This is a genomic window from Pandoraea apista (assembly GCF_001465595.2).
Taxonomy (GTDB): Bacteria; Pseudomonadota; Gammaproteobacteria; order Burkholderiales; family Burkholderiaceae; genus Pandoraea; species Pandoraea apista.
The window spans coordinates 3,612,827-3,629,087 of the sequence record NZ_CP013481.2; the positions used below are offsets into that span (position 1 = coordinate 3,612,827).

Sequence of the window (16,261 nt, forward strand, 5' to 3'; positions counted from 1 at the left end):
CTGCACAAGGCCATCGGCGGCCATTCATTTGATAATGAGAATCATTATCAAATGATAGCACAGGGATCCCTGGGGCCGTGCAGCGGAAACGCGCTGAAATGGGTGCGCGAGGAGACGGAAAGCGCTTGTGGGGCCCGGGGACGTATTGCGTAGAGGCGGTGGACGGTAAGCGCGGACAGCCGCAAGTGCGGCTGCTTCATTTAGGCTACGGCGGACGAACGTTGACGGATCAAGCGCTGGCGGGCAGCGCAGGACGGTAGCCCAGCGCATGACTGGCGGCCAGGGCTTCGCGGCGCACGGCTTCGCCAATGGGGCCCTCCATCCGGGCGTCGAATCCGCCGGTCGCGCCCAGCGCCGTAATCACGCCGACTAGGCGGCCGTCGTAGTTAAACACTGGCGCGGCCAATGCGCTGATCCCCGTCAGGTTGGTATCGCGTACGCTCGCGCCCTGAGCCGCACGCACCGACGCCCGGAGTGCGCCGATGGGGTCCGCCGCATCGAGTTGGGCCCGATGTTCCGGCGAGGCTTGCGCCAGTTCGGCCTCGGCCATCGCCAGCACTTGAGGATCGTCGAGCAGGCCAAGGAAAACACGGCCGGCCGCCGACCAGAGCACCGACATGACAGAACCGATGCGCACGTTGATCGTCACTGGTAGCCCCGGCTCTTCGAACCGCACGATGGTCGGCCCCTTGTTGCCCATGACGGCAATGAAGCAGGTGACGTCGAACGCCTCGCGCAGACGCACGAGCGCCGGCTCGGCCGCCCTCACCGGATCGGCCTGCCGCATGGCGGCCACGCCGATGAGCATCGCTTCGAGCCCCAGATGATAATGCTGCGAATCGGTGTCCTGCGCGACGAGCCCCTCTTCCACGAGACTCATGAGATAGCGGTGAACTTTGGCGGGGCTTTGCTGCACATGCAAGGCGAGTGCCGTGAGGCTCGCACGACCACCCAGACGGGCCAGCCCCTTGAGTACCACCATGCCGGTTTCAGCCGACTGAACGCGCTGACGCCGCCCGCGCTCGCGCGGTGCGCCGGAAGCGTCGATGTCGGATGCCGCCAGGCTATCCGTCATGCCGGAAGGCTCGGCCGCGCGACGCGGACGGCCTGCTGTGGGTCGTTTGATTGTGGTCATCCGCGAGATTTTATGATGCAAATCGCCGTCGCCCGGCCTCGACGGGACTAGAGGTTAACCCCAGTCCACTAATTTACGCAATGCGTATTATATTTACGCTTAATAGATTCAGAGAATGTGAACGCTTCGCGGGCAAGGGGTTGCCGGCCAACTTTGGCCCACCGGGGCGTATCACATCGGGATGAGGAGACGTCCCCGTCACACGCGGGCGCCCGTGCAACGATGCGCACGACGTCCGGTCGCGAGCCGCTCCTCTACACTTGTTTCATTGCGTGTGTCGCCGCGAGCCCTGCACGGCTGTCGTCGCACCCGACCCAGAGAGCGTGAACGGATGAGCCAAACGATTTCCCCCACCCCCGACACTGCCGCCGCGAGCGCCGGCGGCTGCCCGTTTCATCAAACGGCCCCAGTCACGGCGCCGAATGGCTGCCCGGTGAGCGCCCGGGCCGCCGACTTCGATCCGTTCGAAGACGGCTATCAGCAAGACCCGCCGGAATACGTTCGCTGGGCGCGCGAGCAGGAGCCGGTGTTCTACAGCCCGAAGCTTGGCTACTGGGTCGTCACGCGCTACGACGATATCAAGGCGATCTTCCGCGACAACATCACGTTCAGCCCCTCGATTGCGCTGGAAAAAATCACGCCGACGGGACCGGAGGCGAATGCCGTGCTGGCGTCGTACGGATTCGCGCTGAACCGCACGCTCGTCAATGAAGACGAACCCGCGCACATGCCACGCCGTCGCGTGCTGATGGAGCCGTTCACCCCCGAGCATCTCAAGCATCACGAGCCGCTGGTGCGCCAACTCGCACGCGAGTACGTGGACCGCTTCGTCAACGACGGCCGCGCCGATCTCGTCGACCAGATGCTGTGGGAAGTGCCGCTCACCGTGGCGCTGCACTTTCTTGGCGTGCCGGAAGAAGACATGGACAAGCTGCGCGAATACTCCATCGCGCACACGGTCAACACATGGGGGCGTCCGAAGCCTGAAGAGCAGGTCGCCGTGGCGCACGCCGTGGGTAACTTCTGGCAACTCGCAGGCAAGATTCTGGACAAGATGCGTCAGAACCCGGATGGCCCGGGCTGGATGCAGTATGGCATTCGCAAACAGCAAGAGCATCCGGAAGTCGTCACCGATTCGTATCTGCACTCGATGATGATGGCGGGCATCGTGGCGGCGCACGAGACGACGGCCAACGCCACCGCCAATGCGATGAAGCTGCTGCTTCAGCACCCGGATGTCTGGCGCGAGATCTGCGAAGACCCGTCGCTGATTCCGAACGCTGTGGAAGAGTGCCTGCGCCACAACGGGTCGGTCGCCGCGTGGCGCCGTCTGGCTACGAAGGATGTGACCATCGGCGGCATCGATATCCCAGCAGGCTCGAAACTGCTGATCGTGACCTCGTCTGCCAACCATGACGAAGCGCATTTCGCCGATGCCGATCTGTTCGACATCCGCCGGGAAAATGCCAGCGATCAGCTCACGTTCGGTTACGGCTCGCACCAATGCATGGGCAAGAACCTCGCCCGCATGGAAATGCAGATTTTCCTCGAGGAATTCACCCGCCGTCTGCCACACATGAAGCTCGCGGAGCAGTCGTTCACCTATGTGCCGAATACGTCGTTCCGGGGCCCCGAGCATGTGTGGGTCGAATGGGACCCGGCGCAAAACCCTGAGCGCCGTGACCCGGCCGTGCTCACGCGCCACTCGCCCGTGCGTATCGGTGAGCCGTCGGGCCACAGCGTGACCCGCCCGGTCGTGGTCGAGTCGGTGACCCCGGCCGCAGAAGGCATCGTCAAGCTGCGTCTCGTTGCCCCGGACGGCCGCACCATGCCGCGCTGGGCACCGGGCTCGCACATCGACATCGAATGTGGCGACACGGGCCTCTCACGTCAGTACTCGCTGTGCGGCGACCCGTCGGATGCGCATGCGTTCGAGATCGCCGTGCTGCATGAACCCGAGGGCCGGGGGGGCTCGAACTGGGTTCATACCCAAGTGAAGATCGGCGACCGTCTGCGCATTCGTGGTCCGCGCAATCACTTCCGGCTCGATGAATCGATATCGCGCGCGATCTTCGTAGCCGGCGGTATCGGGGTGACGCCGATCGCCGCCATGGCACGACGCGCGAAAACGCTGGGCATCGACTACGAAATCCATTACAGCGGCCGCAGCCGCCGCACAATGGCGCTGCTCGACGAACTCCAGACACTGCACGGCGATCGCCTGCATCTATGGGTGAAAGACGAAGGACAGCGTGCCGACTACGCCAGCCTGCTCGCCACGCCGCAAAACGGCACGCAGGTGTATGCCTGCGGCCCCGTGCGCATGCTCGATGGACTGGCGCAATGCTGCGCGCACTGGCCGGAAGACACGTTGCGTGTTGAGCACTTCCAGTCGCAACTGGGCACGCTGGACCCCGAGAAGGAGCATGCCTTTGAGGTCACGCTCAAGGATTCGGGCATTACGGTGACCGTGCCGGCCGATCAGACCTTGCTCACGGCATTGCGCGCCGCGAACATCGATGTACAGAGCGACTGCGAGGAAGGATTGTGCGGTTCGTGCGAGGTGCAGGTGCTCGAGGGCGACGTGGATCATCGCGATGTCGTGCTCACGCGCGCCGAGCGCGACGCCAACACGAAAATGATGTCGTGCTGCTCGCGGGCCTGCGGCAAGAAGCTGGTGCTGGCGCTGTAAGCGGCGGCGTCTGATTGCGGTAAGACAAAGGGGCGCTGCGGCGCCCCTTTCCATGCCACGACGGAATTTGCGAATCGACAGTGTATGGCGAGCGCTCGCGGGAATTCCGAGCGATTCCCGATGGGCGCGATGGGCACAATGTGCATGCGTATCTTCGGGACGGGCACAGGCCGTCGAATCGTCGTGAACGAAAGCCGGCCGCCCGGGGCGGCACCGGCCCAACTGCGCCCCCGGGCACGGGTCCGGCGCGGCGCATTACGAGTCGCCGTCGCGGCTTCTTATGCGTGCTGAGGCTTGCGCAGCATCGTTACCAGCGCGATGAGCGCCAGCACTGAAAATCCGCACATGACGGTCGCAAGCGGACGGGGCGAGCCGTCGTTGAGCAACCCGAGCAGGCCGCCCGCCGCGAAGCCGAAGCCGTACTGCACACTGCCCACGAGCGCCGCCGCCGCACCCGCGCGCGTTGGATGATTGGCCAACGCCCCTGCCACCGAGTTCGCGGTGATGATGCCGCGCAGCGACATGAACAGGAACAGCAGGGCAACCATCACCGGCAGCAATGCAACGCCCAGCCACACCGTCGCACACAACACCGATGTCACGATCGCGCATCCGATGATGCCAATGCGCATCAATCGATAAGGACCGATTTGCCCCACGCGACGCGAATTGAACATCGTCACCGAGGCCATGCCGACAATGTTGATGCCGAAGAGCACCCCGAAGAACTGCGGCGAAACGTGGAAGTACTCCATATACACCAGCGGCGTGCCGGTAATGTAGGTGAACGACGCGCCGAAGACCGCTCCGCCGGCCACCATATAGCCAACGAAATGCGGGTCACGCAGCAGTTGCAGATAAGACGCCGCCACGGCGCGCGGCCCGCCCGCCTGACGCGCATGCACGGCCCCCGTTTCGGGCAAGCGCCACAAGGCGAACATTGCCACCACGCCGAACACGGCAAGAATGCCGAAGATCACCCGCCACGTGGTAAAGCGCAGCATCTGGCCACCGATGAGCGGCGCCACAATCGGCGCTACGCTCATCACCAGCAGCATGATGGAAAACGCGCGCGCACTGTTGCGCGGCCCGTAGACGTCGCGCACGATGGCTTGTGCAATCACCGGCATGGCGCATCCGCCGAGGGCCTGCACAAAGCGCCACATCATCATATGGTCGATGCTGTCTGCGAACGCGCAGCCAATGGAACCGAAGATGTAGAGCGCGATACCGGCCGCCATCGGCCGGCGACGCCCGAAGCGGTCGGCCAGCGGCCCCCACACGAGTTGCCCGAAAGCGAAACCGAGGAAGAAGTACGACAGGGTGAGTTGTGTGGCTGCGGCACTCGCGCCCAACTCATGGCGCATCGTCACGAGCCCCGGCAGATACATGTCGGTGGACGCCGGCGCGATCATCATGAACAGGCCGAGAACGCCGAGCAGCACACGCTCGGATGGCAACGCAGGAGAGAGTTCGGACGTCGATGTCATTATCGTTATGATGATTCGGCGCGAAGCCAGTTGCGCCGTAGAAGACGCCGCAAAAGCAACGACGCCCGCCATGATAACGCCGGCGGGCGTCGCACTTTCATACTCGATGGTTATCGGACCCTTAACCGCTGCTTATGGCGCAGTCCGCAGGTCTGAAGCACGTCCTCAGTTGGCCGCGGCCGTGCGCAGATTGCCACCGTCGCCGCGCTGTGTGCGGGCAATCGCCAGCACCCCGATCAGCGACACGCAGGCCGGCACTGCTGCTGCGAGGAACAGCGACGACGACGACCATTGCAAATGCATCAGTGCGCCACCAAGCACGGGGCCAAGCACCGAACCGATCCGGCCGACGCCGAGGCTCCAGCCAATGCCCGTCGAGCGCAGCGACGTCGGGTAGTAAGTCGCCGCCAGCGCGTTGAGTGCCGGTTGCCCCCCGATGATCGAGAAGCCTGCGAAGAAGATCGCGATGAACACCGCAACCATCGACACCATCACCACCGGATTGCCAATGGCCGCGGTGGCCGCAATGGCGATCAGGAAGGTGACCGCCAGCACACTTGTGAAGCCCACACGGTCGATCACCCTGCCAAGCAACAGCGTGCCGATCACGCCACCGGCCCACAACGCGGTACCCGCCATCACGGCGACCTGCGTGGAGTAACCGGCATCGCGAATCACCGTCGGCAGCCAGTTCGACAGGAAGTACATGTCGAGCAAATTGGCGAAGTTGATGACCCAGAGCAGCAGCGTGACACGGGCACGGCCATCCTTGAACAACTCGATGAACGGCACGCCCTTCGCCTTCTGCTCGTCGAGCACGAAGTGAGCGTCGACCGGCACGTTGGCGTTGGGCGCCACGCGCAGCAACTGCTTGCGAATACGCACGCGGTCGCTCTTCTTGAACATCAGAAACTGGATCGATTCGGGCAGCGAAATCCACATCAGGATGCCGAGCACCAGCGGAATGGCGCCGCCGATGAAGAACACCGCGCGCCACCCCATACTCGGAATGATCGCTGCCGTGATGAGCCCACCGACCACACCGCCCAGCGTGAAACCGCACGACACCATCATCATGAGCGACACGCGAATGCGGCGCGGGCTGTACTCACCCGCAAGCGCCATGGCGTTCGGCATGATGCAACCCAGCCCCAGACCAGCCACAAAGCGCCAGACCACCAACTCCGTGATCGTGTTGGCGAAGCCGGTAAAGATCATGCATACGGCGAAGAACAACGTCGCGCCGATCAGCACCGGACGACGGCCCAGCTTGTCGGCCAGCGCCGAGAACGTGAGCGAGCCGACCAGCATGCCGAAAAGCCCTGCGCCAAACACCGGTGAGAGCGTTTCCTTCGCGATGCCCCACTCGCGAATCACCACGGGGGCGACGTAACCCATTGCCTGGACGTCGAAACCGTCCACCACCAGGCACATTGCGCACAGCGCGATGACCCACCACTGATAGGCGCCCAGTCGACTCTCATCGATCAGTTTGCCCACATTCACTTCTGCTGCTTTCATCCTGTCTCCAAACGTTCTCGCAACTTCGTGTCATTGCGTACCCGGTCGAGGCGCCGGCTTCTCCAGTCGTTGCCTCGCACCAGGCACCCATGCGGCCCCGGTCGGGCATGCAGGGCATTTCATGCGTCGGGTCGGAGGCCGGATTCAGCCAGGTCTCACGCGCACAAAATTACGCTTTGCGGAAGTTTATATCGCCTAACGTAATTCACTGCTTGGTGTTAACACTTAGATTCCCGGCGGATGCGTGCAACGGGGGACACGACGCTCGCCATGCCGGAGGCAGCCGATGCCGGCTTATCGAACCGGAGGGCACAAATGTCTGTGGTTTTTCTCCATCTGGAGAAGAGAGCGCCGTTCGGGCGATGCACCCAAACGCCATATGGGGAGTGGAATTGGGCGATTGAAAGGAAAAAAAGCGACGAATTGTCGCAGTTGTGGTTTTTCTACAGATTTTTTGGCAAAGGTTAACCCGTCTAGGGATTTCCCTGATATAGTTGCACCTGTCTCCTCCACCTCCTCCTGGTGGATTTCACGGCCAGCAAATTGCTGGCCGTTTTTTTTGCTTTTTTCCGATTGATCCGGGCGGCCTCGTGTCGGCGGCAATAGATCGTAATGCAGGCGCATCGCCGGCATGGGTGACGCCGCGTTCTCCTGCGCTACACTCGATGCCATGAAACTTGCGCCGCTCACCACCCTGCTCTGTCTTTTGCCGCTCTCCGGCTGCTATGTCGTGCAGTATCCGGGAGGCGCTCTTGCGCTCTCGCCCAGCCCGGCTGCACCGCAAGCGATGCGGGCAGCGCCCGGCGCCCCGGGAGCCGCCGATGTCTCGACAGCGCCGGTGCCGACCCCCAGCATCCCGGCTGCGCCGGTAGCGGCGTCTCCGGCGCTGCCACCGCCGCCAGCAGGCACCGTAGCACGTCAGCGTTATCCAAATGGTTCGCCGGTGCCGCCGGATTACCGGCCGCCGGTACAGCAGGCGCCACGCACGCCCGTGTATCCGAACGGCTCGCCGGTGCCGCCGGATTATGTGCCGCCGCCGACATCGAGAGCACCGGCCGGCAACGCGCCTTACGCCCAAGACCCGGGCTACGCGACCTATTCCACCTACCCGGCGTATCAGGCATATCCCGAGTATTCGGCCTATCCTGCGTACGCCGCATATCCCGCCTATCCCACGGTCTACCCGGCATATGCGCCGTTTTACCCGGCATTCGGCCCGTCGCCCTGGGTCAGCAACGTATCGCTTTCGTTTTCATGGGGACGCGGCTGGGGTGGATGGGGCGGCCGCTGCTGCCATCGCTGGCGCTGAACAACTGTCTGCCGTAAGCACGGCTGGCGTCTGACGAATACGCGCCTTCACAGGCCGGGCACAATGCCTGGCCCGGTTGCCAGCGCAGCCCTCGGCACGGCTCGGCGCTTGGGACGGGTCAGTGCGAAGTCGAGGCCTCGCGGGCCACGCGGTCTTCGATACGAAGCTCGATACGTTTTCGGATTTGCTCCGCCGCTTCAGACGCATCGTGCGCGTCGATACTCGAGAATTCGCAACGGCCGATATAGTGCCCATCGCAGTAGGCATCGACAGCGCCATCAAAGCGCTCGTCGGCGCGCGGCGTAATCGCCCCGGCCAGTTCGAACGGGCGTCCCGGTGGCGTGTTGCTCACATAACGCCAAGAAAAATGATATGAATCGGTCACATGTCCCCCTCGGTAGTGCGACAGCTATGGAACTGTCTGCCAACGCTGTTTTTTGAGGAATCGTAACATGTACAACAATCTCGACAAACGGCAGGAAAAAAAAGCGGCCCGCCATGGCGGCGAGCCGGATAGTCCGTGGAGGTCGGGGGCACATCAGGACCACGGTGATTTCACTGTAGTCCCGAATCATTGTCGTTATTCTCGGTAATTTGCCTGATGCGCCGAAAAAAAATCTGCTGACTGCCAACAACACGACACGCCTTCTACACACGAAAATCTCGGGGTTTTCGCTGAGAAAAGTGCACATTTGCCCGCTTCAGACGCCGTCGAATTCCGACGGCAAATCGTCGGCGGGTACCGCTTTGCCGAACAACCACCCCTGCCCGATCGCCTCCGGATACCGCGCCAGCATGTAGTTCGCCTGCGCCTCGGTTTCCATGCCCTCCACAATCACTTCGACCTTGAGCAGGGCCGCCATCTTGCAGATCTGGTCGACGATGGCACTGCCCACGGTATCGGTCCCGATCGACTGCGTGAACATGCGGTCGATTTTGAGCGCGTCGACATTGAGCGTCGACAAATAGGCAAGGTTGGAGAACCCCGTGCCGAAATCGTCGATGTGAATCTGATACCCGTCGACACGCAAACGATCGAGGGCCTCTCTGAGCCGCGTCATGTTGTCTGTCGAACGCTCGGTAATCTCCAGCGCAATCTGCGCGCGCGGCACCCACAACGAGGACGACATGTGGTTCAGATACGCATGGAAGGTGCTGTCGACGATATCCGTTGCCGCGAGATTAATGCTGATGTGAAACTCCGGGTCGGCCATCGCGCGCCCATGCATATCGATCAGTGCGCGACGCACGACCTGCCGCGTAATCAGCCCGATCACGCCCCGGCGTTCGGCGATGGGAATGAACATGTCCGGTGAAATTGGGGCTCCGGCACTGTCGTTCAAACGCGCAAGCGCTTCCACACCGACCATTTTCCGGTCACGCAGCCGCACCAGCGGTTGATAGACGACGTTGATGCCACCCGACTCGGCGGCTTGCTGCGTCACCCAGTCGATCGACATCCGATAGCGCCGGCGCGAACGCCACGACACCCCCATCGATACGCCCGCCGCCGCACCGATCGAGAGCGCCAGCGCCAGGCCCAGCGGATTGGCCAGGATCTGCGACGACACATAGACCGCCGATGCGCAAACGTCCACCCGCCCCGAACACGTCGAATACCGGCGCAACGATCCGATATCGAGCCATCGCGATGTCGCCCCCAGCTCAATGCGCTGCTGGTCCTCGAACATGCCGGCCCGCCAGAACTGGAAACGCATGTCGCTTGTCGAGGCGACGGAAGCAAAGCCGTTTGGCGGCGTTGCCAGCCGCTCCGGCAAGACGGGGGGACTGAACACCACAACATCGCCCATGCCCGTGGCGTTGACCTGTACGCCCGGCGTCACAAGACCCGTGAGCGTATGCCAGAGCTTCAGACCACTGCGCGTTTCATGACTTGGCGGCGGCAACTCCGGTGCCGGCTCGAGCCGCCCTGAAATTGCAGTACACAAAAGCCGGGAACCATGCACCCGGCCGATGTCGTGGAAATAGGGGCTGCGCATCGCAACGCGGCGCAGCGCGAAAATGTCGGCATCGGTACAGGGCACCGCGCCGCTGTACATCGCACTGAGCAGGGCATCCTGACTGGACACCGATGCGTCGCTCATGAAACCCATGATGTCCTGCACATAGGCGCGCAGGCGGAAGTCGTCGACGCGAGTCTGCACGATCTGCGCCACAAGCAGCATGACCAACATGCCCGCAACGGCGCCTGTCAGTACCGGCAGCCAGCGAGTCAGTCTTCTGAGCGTTTGCATGGAGAGTGGCATCCGCGTAAGGCCCCGTATCCCATACGAGGTACGGCCGCCAGTGTATCGCACGGCTCGTCAAAAGGATCGGATTGCCACACGATCGGCGGGCAAGACGTGAGGCTGAAACGGTTGACGCTTACCACCGCCCAACGGCGCCGCCATCATCGATGGAGCGGCCCGCACGGCACAGCCGCACGCGCACTCGGCAGTGGGACGAAATGGGGTCGGCGTTGGCGTAACGTTGCGACTATCCCCCCTTTACTGCCTCATCATGACGCTCAAATTCCGTAATCCGGCGAACGGCGATGTCGTCGAGATCACGTACATGTCGTGCGTCGCGGCATTCTTCCTCGGCCCGCTTTATCTGCTGGCCTACGGCTTCGCATGGCATGCGCTCATCTGGGTTGCCCTCGCCATCGGCCCTGCCCTGGTCTGGCGAGAATCGGTGCTGGCGATTTCTCTGCCGCTCACCTGCCTGCTCTATTCGCTGATCATTCACCCCATGCTCGTCGCCAGATTGCGTGCCAACGGCTGGGTGCCGACCTTTGACGATGCGGTCCCCGGCCCGGGCCAGCGCGGCTACGACGCCTATGGCGACGCGCCGAGCACCGGCCGCGCCAGCGCAGGCATGAGGCTCGCCCCCACATTGTCAACGCTTGGTACCGCGCACGAAGGCGGTAACGTCGGCGCGGCGCTCGCCGCCCAAAGTCCGGCAGCGGATGAGAGCGCGAGCCTGAGCCTGGCGGCTGACGAAAAGTCGTGCCCGTTCTGCGCCGAAACGATCAAGCGTCAGGCGCTTCGCTGCCGCCACTGCCTGGCGAATCTGCCGGCAACATCGCAATAAACCGGTCAAGCGCCGCCGAGCCGTGGTCCGCGCGATAGGCCAGACTGATCGGCGCGTACGGCACCTCGCCATCGATCGGCCAGAAGCCCATTCCGGGCGTGCGAATCTGACTCACCGAGGCCGGCACCATCGACACGCCGAACCCCGCCGCCACCATTGGCACGATGGAGGTAATCTGCGGCGCCTCCTGCCCCAGCTTCGGACGGAAACCCGCCGCCTCGCAAGCCGCAATCGTGCGGTCGTACAACGCGGGACTAATTTCGCGGGGCAGCAAAATGAACTCGTCCTGAGAGAGCGCCGCAAGCGGCACACGTTCACGCGCGCACATGGCATGACCGAGCGGCAGCACCAACACCATCGGTTCGTCGACCACCGGCACGCTTGCGATGCCCGGAGGCACTTCGAACGGTGTACGCACGAACGCGGCGTCGATGGCTTCGTTCACCAGGGCCGTCAACAGACTCGCCGTATTGCTCTGCTGCGGATGCAACTGCACGTCGGGATACTGCGCACGGAAGTCGCGAATCCACGCAGGAATGCGCGGCTCGAAGTAGGTCGCGCCGGCGAATCCGATACGAATCTGCCCCGCTTCGCCGCGCGAAATCTGCTCCATGCGACGCTTGACGCGCTCCACCCGCGCCAGAATCTGCCGCGCTTCCGGCAAAAACGCCTCGCCAAGCTCCGTGAGCACCACGTCGCGAGGCAAGCGCACGAACAGCGGGCCGCCCAGTTCCGCTTCAAGCTGCCGGATCTGTAAGCTCAACGGCGGTTGCTGAATCCCGACACGCGCGGCAGCTCGCGTGAAATGACGCTCTTCGGCCACGGCAATGAAATATTGCAAATGCCGCAATTCCATCACGACCCTCCTGTCAGCCCAGCGCCACCGGGCTTCGCATCATCAATACATAAAAAGTATGAAAACAACATGTTCAATATATTGGAAATGTAACCGATGGGTCAATACACTTCGAGTCAAGCGCTCAGGGCCGCATCGTAGGTCACTGCGCCAATAGATAGAGACTCGAATAAGAGAGACGAGGAGCCTTACGATGTTTGAAGACCGCATCCGCCTGGCGTCGCTACGCGACCGGGTGATGAGCGCCGACGACGCGGCAACGCTGGTTGGCGACGGCATGGTGGTCGGCATGAGCGGGTTCACCCGCGCCGGCGACGCCAAGGACATGCCGATTGCGCTGGCCAGGCGGGCGAAGGCCCACCCGATGAAGATCACGCTGATCACCGGGGCATCGCTGGGGCACGATTCCGACAAGACACTCACCGAAGCCGGCGTCCTCGCCAAGCGCTTGCCGTTCCAGGTCGACACGACACTGCGCGGCGCGATCAATCGCGGCGAGGTGATGTTCGTCGACCAGCATCTCTCGGAGACCGTCGAATTTCTGCGTGCCGGCCAATTCGGCAAGCTCGACGTGGCCGTGATCGAGGCGGTCGCGATTACCGAAGACGGTGGGCTCGTGCCAAGTTCGTCGGTCGGCAATTCGGCGAGCTTCGCGATCCTCGCGGAAAAGGTCATCGTCGAGATCAACCTTGCGCAGCCGCTCGCCTTCGAAGGCATGCACGACATCTGGATCCCGGGCCAACGCCCGCACCGCACGCCGCTGCCCATCGTGGACGTGCGCGACCGGGTCGGCACGAACGTGGTGAAGATTGCGCCGGAGAAGATCGCCGCCATCGTCATTACCGACACGCCGGACAGCGCGTCCAATGCCTTGCCGGCCGATGCCGACACGCAACGCATTGCCGGCCATCTCATCGAATTCTTCCAGCACGAGGTGTCGCGAGGCCGGCTGCCGCGCACGCTGCCTGCGATTCAGTCGGGCATCGGCACCATTGCCAATGCGGTGCTCACGGGCTTCATCGACTCGCCGTTCGAAGACCTCACGATGTACTCGGAAGTGCTTCAGGACTCGACATTCGAACTGATGGATGCCGGCAAGATGGTATTCGCGTCGGGCTCGTCGATCACGGTGTCGCAGGCGGTGCAGGATCGCGTTTTCAAGCATCTGGAGCGCTATCGCGACAAGCTCGTGTTGCGTCCGCAGGAGGTCAGCAACCACCCGGAAGTCATTCGCCGGCTGGGATTGATTGCGTTGAACACCGCGCTTGAGGCAGACATTTACGGCAACGTGAATTCCACGCATGTCGGCGGCACGCACATGATGAACGGCATTGGCGGATCAGGCGATTTTGCGCGCAATGCCCGCATGGCGATCTTCGCCACCAAGTCGATTGCCAAGGACGGCAAGATCTCGAGCATCGTCCCAATGGTGCCGCACGTCGATCACAACGAACACGACGTGGACATTATCGTGACGGAACAAGGTCTCGCCGATCTGCGCACGCTCGCTCCGCGTGAGCGCGTGAATCTGGTGATCGATCACTGCGCACACCCGAGCTATCGGGAAGTGCTGCGCGACTATTACCGCGACGCACTGCGTTATGGCGGACAGACGCCGCACGCACTGGAACGCGCGTTCGACATGCACGTCAATTTGCGCGAGCGCGGTTCGATGCTGGCAGGGAAGTGACATCGGCGCCGGTCGCCGTCGCCGGGGGGCGGGCGGCCGGACGCCGATTGACCGGCATCGATGGCAAAGGTCGATGCCGGGGAGAACATGGGACGCATGCGGTCCCGTGGGCCGAACGCTGGTGAGAGTGTTCAGGCATTCGCGGCTCGCCGGCATTGGCCGGCGAGCCGCCTTTTATGGCACGGCGAACGCCGTTCAGGCCGACAGTCGCTGAGCGCGATGGCCCTGATTGGCGGCCCCTTCGAGCGTGAAGATCGACACCAGTTCGCGCAGCCCCCCTGACTGCGCCGCCATCGATTGTGCAGCGGCCGAGGCCTCCTCCACCAACGCGGCGTTCTGCTGCGTCACGGTATCCATCTGCATGACAGCCTGATTGACCTGTTCGATGCCGGTGCGTTGCTCGGTAGACGCTGCGGCGATCTCCGCCATCAGATCGGTCACGCGCTTGACGGCATGAACGACCTCGTCCATCGTGCTGCCCGCTTCGGCAACCAGCTTTGCGCCCTCGCTGACCTGGCGCGTCGACGCGTCGATCAACTCCTTGATCTCCTTCGCCGCATTGGCGCTGCGCTGGGCGAGCGTGCGCACTTCGCCCGCGACCACCGCAAAGCCCCGGCCTTGTTCTCCGGCACGCGCAGCTTCCACGGCAGCATTGAGTGCCAGAATGTTGGTCTGGAACGCAATGCCTTCGATCACGCTCGTGATATCCGACACACGGGCCGAGCCCTCCGAGATCTCACGCATCGTCTCGACGACCTGACGCACCACGGCACCCCCACGTTGCGCGATATGCGACGCGTTGGTGGCGAGCACGTTGCCCTGCTCCGCGTTGTCGGCATTCTGCTTGACCGTGGTGGTCAGTTCCTCCATGCTCGCCGCCGTTTCCTCGAGCGACGCCGCCTGCTGTTCGGTGCGCGACGACAGGTCGGTATTGCCTGCGGCGATCTGAGCCGAACCGGTCGCAATGCTCTCGCTGGTGTTACGTACTTGCCCCACGACCTGCGCCAGCTTCGTGTTCATATCGCGCAACGACCCCAGCAATTGCGCCAGTTCGTCTTTTCCGTGCACTTCGATACGCGAACTGAGATCGCCACGTGCCACCGTCTCAGCGATATCCACGCAGCGGCCAATCGGCACCGTAATCGAGCGGGTAATCACCAGCGCGATGACGACATTCACGACCAGCGATAACAGGATCAGCACGACGGTGGCAATAAATGCCGTGTGGTAATTGTTCGCCGCCGCCTCGCTCGCCGTCAGCGCACCGGCGCGGTTCACCGCCACATGTTCCTTGAGTCTGTCGCTGAGCTCCGCGAACCGCTTGACGGCGTCGGTCATCACGAGCGTGCGTGCCTGCTCCTTCCCCGCGTCATCACCCTTTTCCAGCTCGGCGGCGCGGTTGTCGACCTCGAGGTAGCTCGTCCATGCGGCACGCACCGCGTCATACGCGCGACGGTCTTCGTCCGACGCCACCAGGCTGTTGTAGCTGTCGAGCGTCTTGTTCATCAGATCGATAGATGCCAGACGCTTTTTCGTTTCGTCCGCCCGTGTGCTATCCACGGTGGTGAGCAGCATGGCGAGCGAGGCCCGGCGCGCCCCGTTGGCCGCGACCTGCGCAGTCCCCAGCGTCTGCACGCTGGGCAGCCAGTTGTCGGCCAGGTCGCGCGTGCCGTCATAAATACGCGACGCCTGGAACACCGCCATGCCCCCCACGATGCAAAGCAGGATCAACGTGATGGCAAATCCGATGGTCAATCGTGTGCCGATTTTCAGACTACCCAAGAACTTCATGCCCGCTCCCATATGCGATAAAACACCAACAATCGCATGGCATAACGGGAAACCATTCAACAAACTTGAGCCAATAAACCCTTGATTCTCACGCAATGGCTTTCAAATTATTTCAAGCCCCCCCAAAAAACAGACACATAACGGCATTGATTCCGACGTCGGTTTTACAAAGCAAACCGATAACTTTCGAATCATTAAAAATATCCATTGAAATATATTTATTCGTCTATTTGCGCGAATATCAGTGTCGTCTCGCACAGTCGGCGTTACTCACTTGCTCGCGCCGTCGAAGGGGGCCGGATGCACCGTAGCCAGATCGATATCATCGATACAGCGCACATTGACAGCAGCCATTTTTGCACCGTCCGGCATCTCGCCGAATGCAAATGCTTCGACACCGCATGTCGGGCAGAACTGGTGACGAATAATGTGTTTGTTGAAAAGATATTCCTTTGCTTTCCCAACGCCCGCCGTTTGCGAGAATTCCGCAATCGGAGAAAAAGCGAGAATCAATCCACGTTTTTTGCAAATTGAACAGTTGCACGCAATTGTTTTGGACAGATCAATATTCGCAGTGAATCGCAAATCACCGCAATGGCATCCGCCAGAGTATTGCTGATTAGCCATGGCCCGTCTCCTGATGATGTGGGAACTTGGCCGGCGGGAATCGAATTTGCGAAATCT

At 62.3% G+C, this 16,261-nt stretch carries 13 protein-coding genes; 4 read left to right on the forward strand and 9 right to left on the reverse strand.

From position 1 onward, the window contains the following. Nucleotides 1–229: 229 nt before the first annotated feature. Nucleotides 230–1,075 carry an IclR family transcriptional regulator gene (locus AT395_RS16445; RefSeq protein ID WP_048629788.1) on the reverse strand — a complete coding sequence of 282 codons (846 nt, stop codon included), beginning with the start codon at nucleotides 1,073–1,075 and terminating at the stop codon, nucleotides 230–232. 391 nt (nucleotides 1,076–1,466) lie between these two features. Here AT395_RS16445 and AT395_RS16450 point away from each other — a divergent pair, with 391 nt between their 5' ends. Further along, complete coding sequence (locus tag AT395_RS16450) at nucleotides 1,467–3,827, forward strand: cytochrome P450/oxidoreductase (protein ID WP_048629789.1); 2,361 nt, start codon at nucleotides 1,467–1,469, stop codon at nucleotides 3,825–3,827. A gap of 278 nt (nucleotides 3,828–4,105) precedes the next feature. Here AT395_RS16450 and AT395_RS16455 read toward each other — a convergent pair whose 3' ends face one another. The 3 genes from AT395_RS16455 to AT395_RS25635 form a co-directional block, all read right to left on the reverse strand. After that, entirely contained in the window at nucleotides 4,106–5,317 is a 1,212-nt protein-coding gene (locus AT395_RS16455; protein WP_042116696.1) for a multidrug effflux MFS transporter, read from the reverse strand. Between the two features lie 165 nt (nucleotides 5,318–5,482). Then, entirely contained in the window at nucleotides 5,483–6,838 is a 1,356-nt protein-coding gene (locus tag AT395_RS16460; RefSeq protein WP_042116697.1) for an MFS transporter, read from the reverse strand. Between the two features lie 294 nt (nucleotides 6,839–7,132). Beyond that, entirely contained in the window at nucleotides 7,133–7,471 is a 339-nt protein-coding gene (locus AT395_RS25635; RefSeq protein WP_125347660.1) for a hypothetical protein, read from the reverse strand. On the opposite strand from AT395_RS25635, the gene AT395_RS16465 reads away from it, so the two are divergent. Further along, nucleotides 7,470–8,147 (forward strand): hypothetical protein, encoded by a 678-nt coding sequence (locus tag AT395_RS16465; protein ID WP_048629791.1) that lies wholly within the window; start codon nucleotides 7,470–7,472, stop codon nucleotides 8,145–8,147. The two genes, AT395_RS25635 and AT395_RS16465, sit on opposite strands and share 2 nt — an antisense overlap. Before the next feature lie 118 nt (nucleotides 8,148–8,265). Here the strand turns inward: AT395_RS16465 and AT395_RS16470 are convergent, their stop codons facing one another. Both AT395_RS16470 and AT395_RS16475 read right to left on the reverse strand, forming a co-directional pair. Beyond that, the gene (locus AT395_RS16470; protein ID WP_042116701.1) at nucleotides 8,266–8,532 is read right to left on the reverse strand and encodes a hypothetical protein; all 267 of its coding nucleotides are present in this window, start codon (nucleotides 8,530–8,532) and stop codon (nucleotides 8,266–8,268) included. A 316-nt stretch (nucleotides 8,533–8,848) separates the two neighbouring features. After that, nucleotides 8,849–10,402 carry an EAL domain-containing protein gene (locus tag AT395_RS16475; RefSeq protein WP_072632852.1) on the reverse strand — a complete coding sequence of 518 codons (1,554 nt, stop codon included), beginning with the start codon at nucleotides 10,400–10,402 and terminating at the stop codon, nucleotides 8,849–8,851. A 265-nt stretch (nucleotides 10,403–10,667) separates the two neighbouring features. Here AT395_RS16475 and AT395_RS16480 point away from each other — a divergent pair, with 265 nt between their 5' ends. Beyond that, a complete protein-coding gene (locus AT395_RS16480) occupies nucleotides 10,668–11,240 on the forward strand; it encodes a C1 domain-containing protein (RefSeq protein WP_048629793.1) in 573 nt (190 codons plus the stop codon). On the opposite strand, the gene AT395_RS16485 is transcribed toward AT395_RS16480, so the two are convergent. Further along, a complete protein-coding gene (locus AT395_RS16485) occupies nucleotides 11,179–12,096 on the reverse strand; it encodes a LysR substrate-binding domain-containing protein (protein WP_048629794.1) in 918 nt (305 codons plus the stop codon). The genes AT395_RS16480 and AT395_RS16485 overlap by 62 nt on opposite strands. A 193-nt stretch (nucleotides 12,097–12,289) precedes the next feature. Here AT395_RS16485 and AT395_RS16490 point away from each other — a divergent pair, with 193 nt between their 5' ends. Beyond that, a complete protein-coding gene (locus tag AT395_RS16490) occupies nucleotides 12,290–13,786 on the forward strand; it encodes an acetyl-CoA hydrolase/transferase family protein (protein WP_042116711.1) in 1,497 nt (498 codons plus the stop codon). A gap of 195 nt (nucleotides 13,787–13,981) precedes the next feature. Here the strand turns inward: AT395_RS16490 and AT395_RS16495 are convergent, their stop codons facing one another. Beyond that, complete coding sequence (locus tag AT395_RS16495) at nucleotides 13,982–15,577, reverse strand: methyl-accepting chemotaxis protein (protein WP_042116713.1); 1,596 nt, start codon at nucleotides 15,575–15,577, stop codon at nucleotides 13,982–13,984. A 270-nt stretch (nucleotides 15,578–15,847) separates the two neighbouring features. Beyond that, nucleotides 15,848–16,204 (reverse strand): GFA family protein, encoded by a 357-nt coding sequence (locus tag AT395_RS16500; protein WP_048629795.1) that lies wholly within the window; start codon nucleotides 16,202–16,204, stop codon nucleotides 15,848–15,850. Nucleotides 16,205–16,261: the final 57 nt, after the last annotated feature.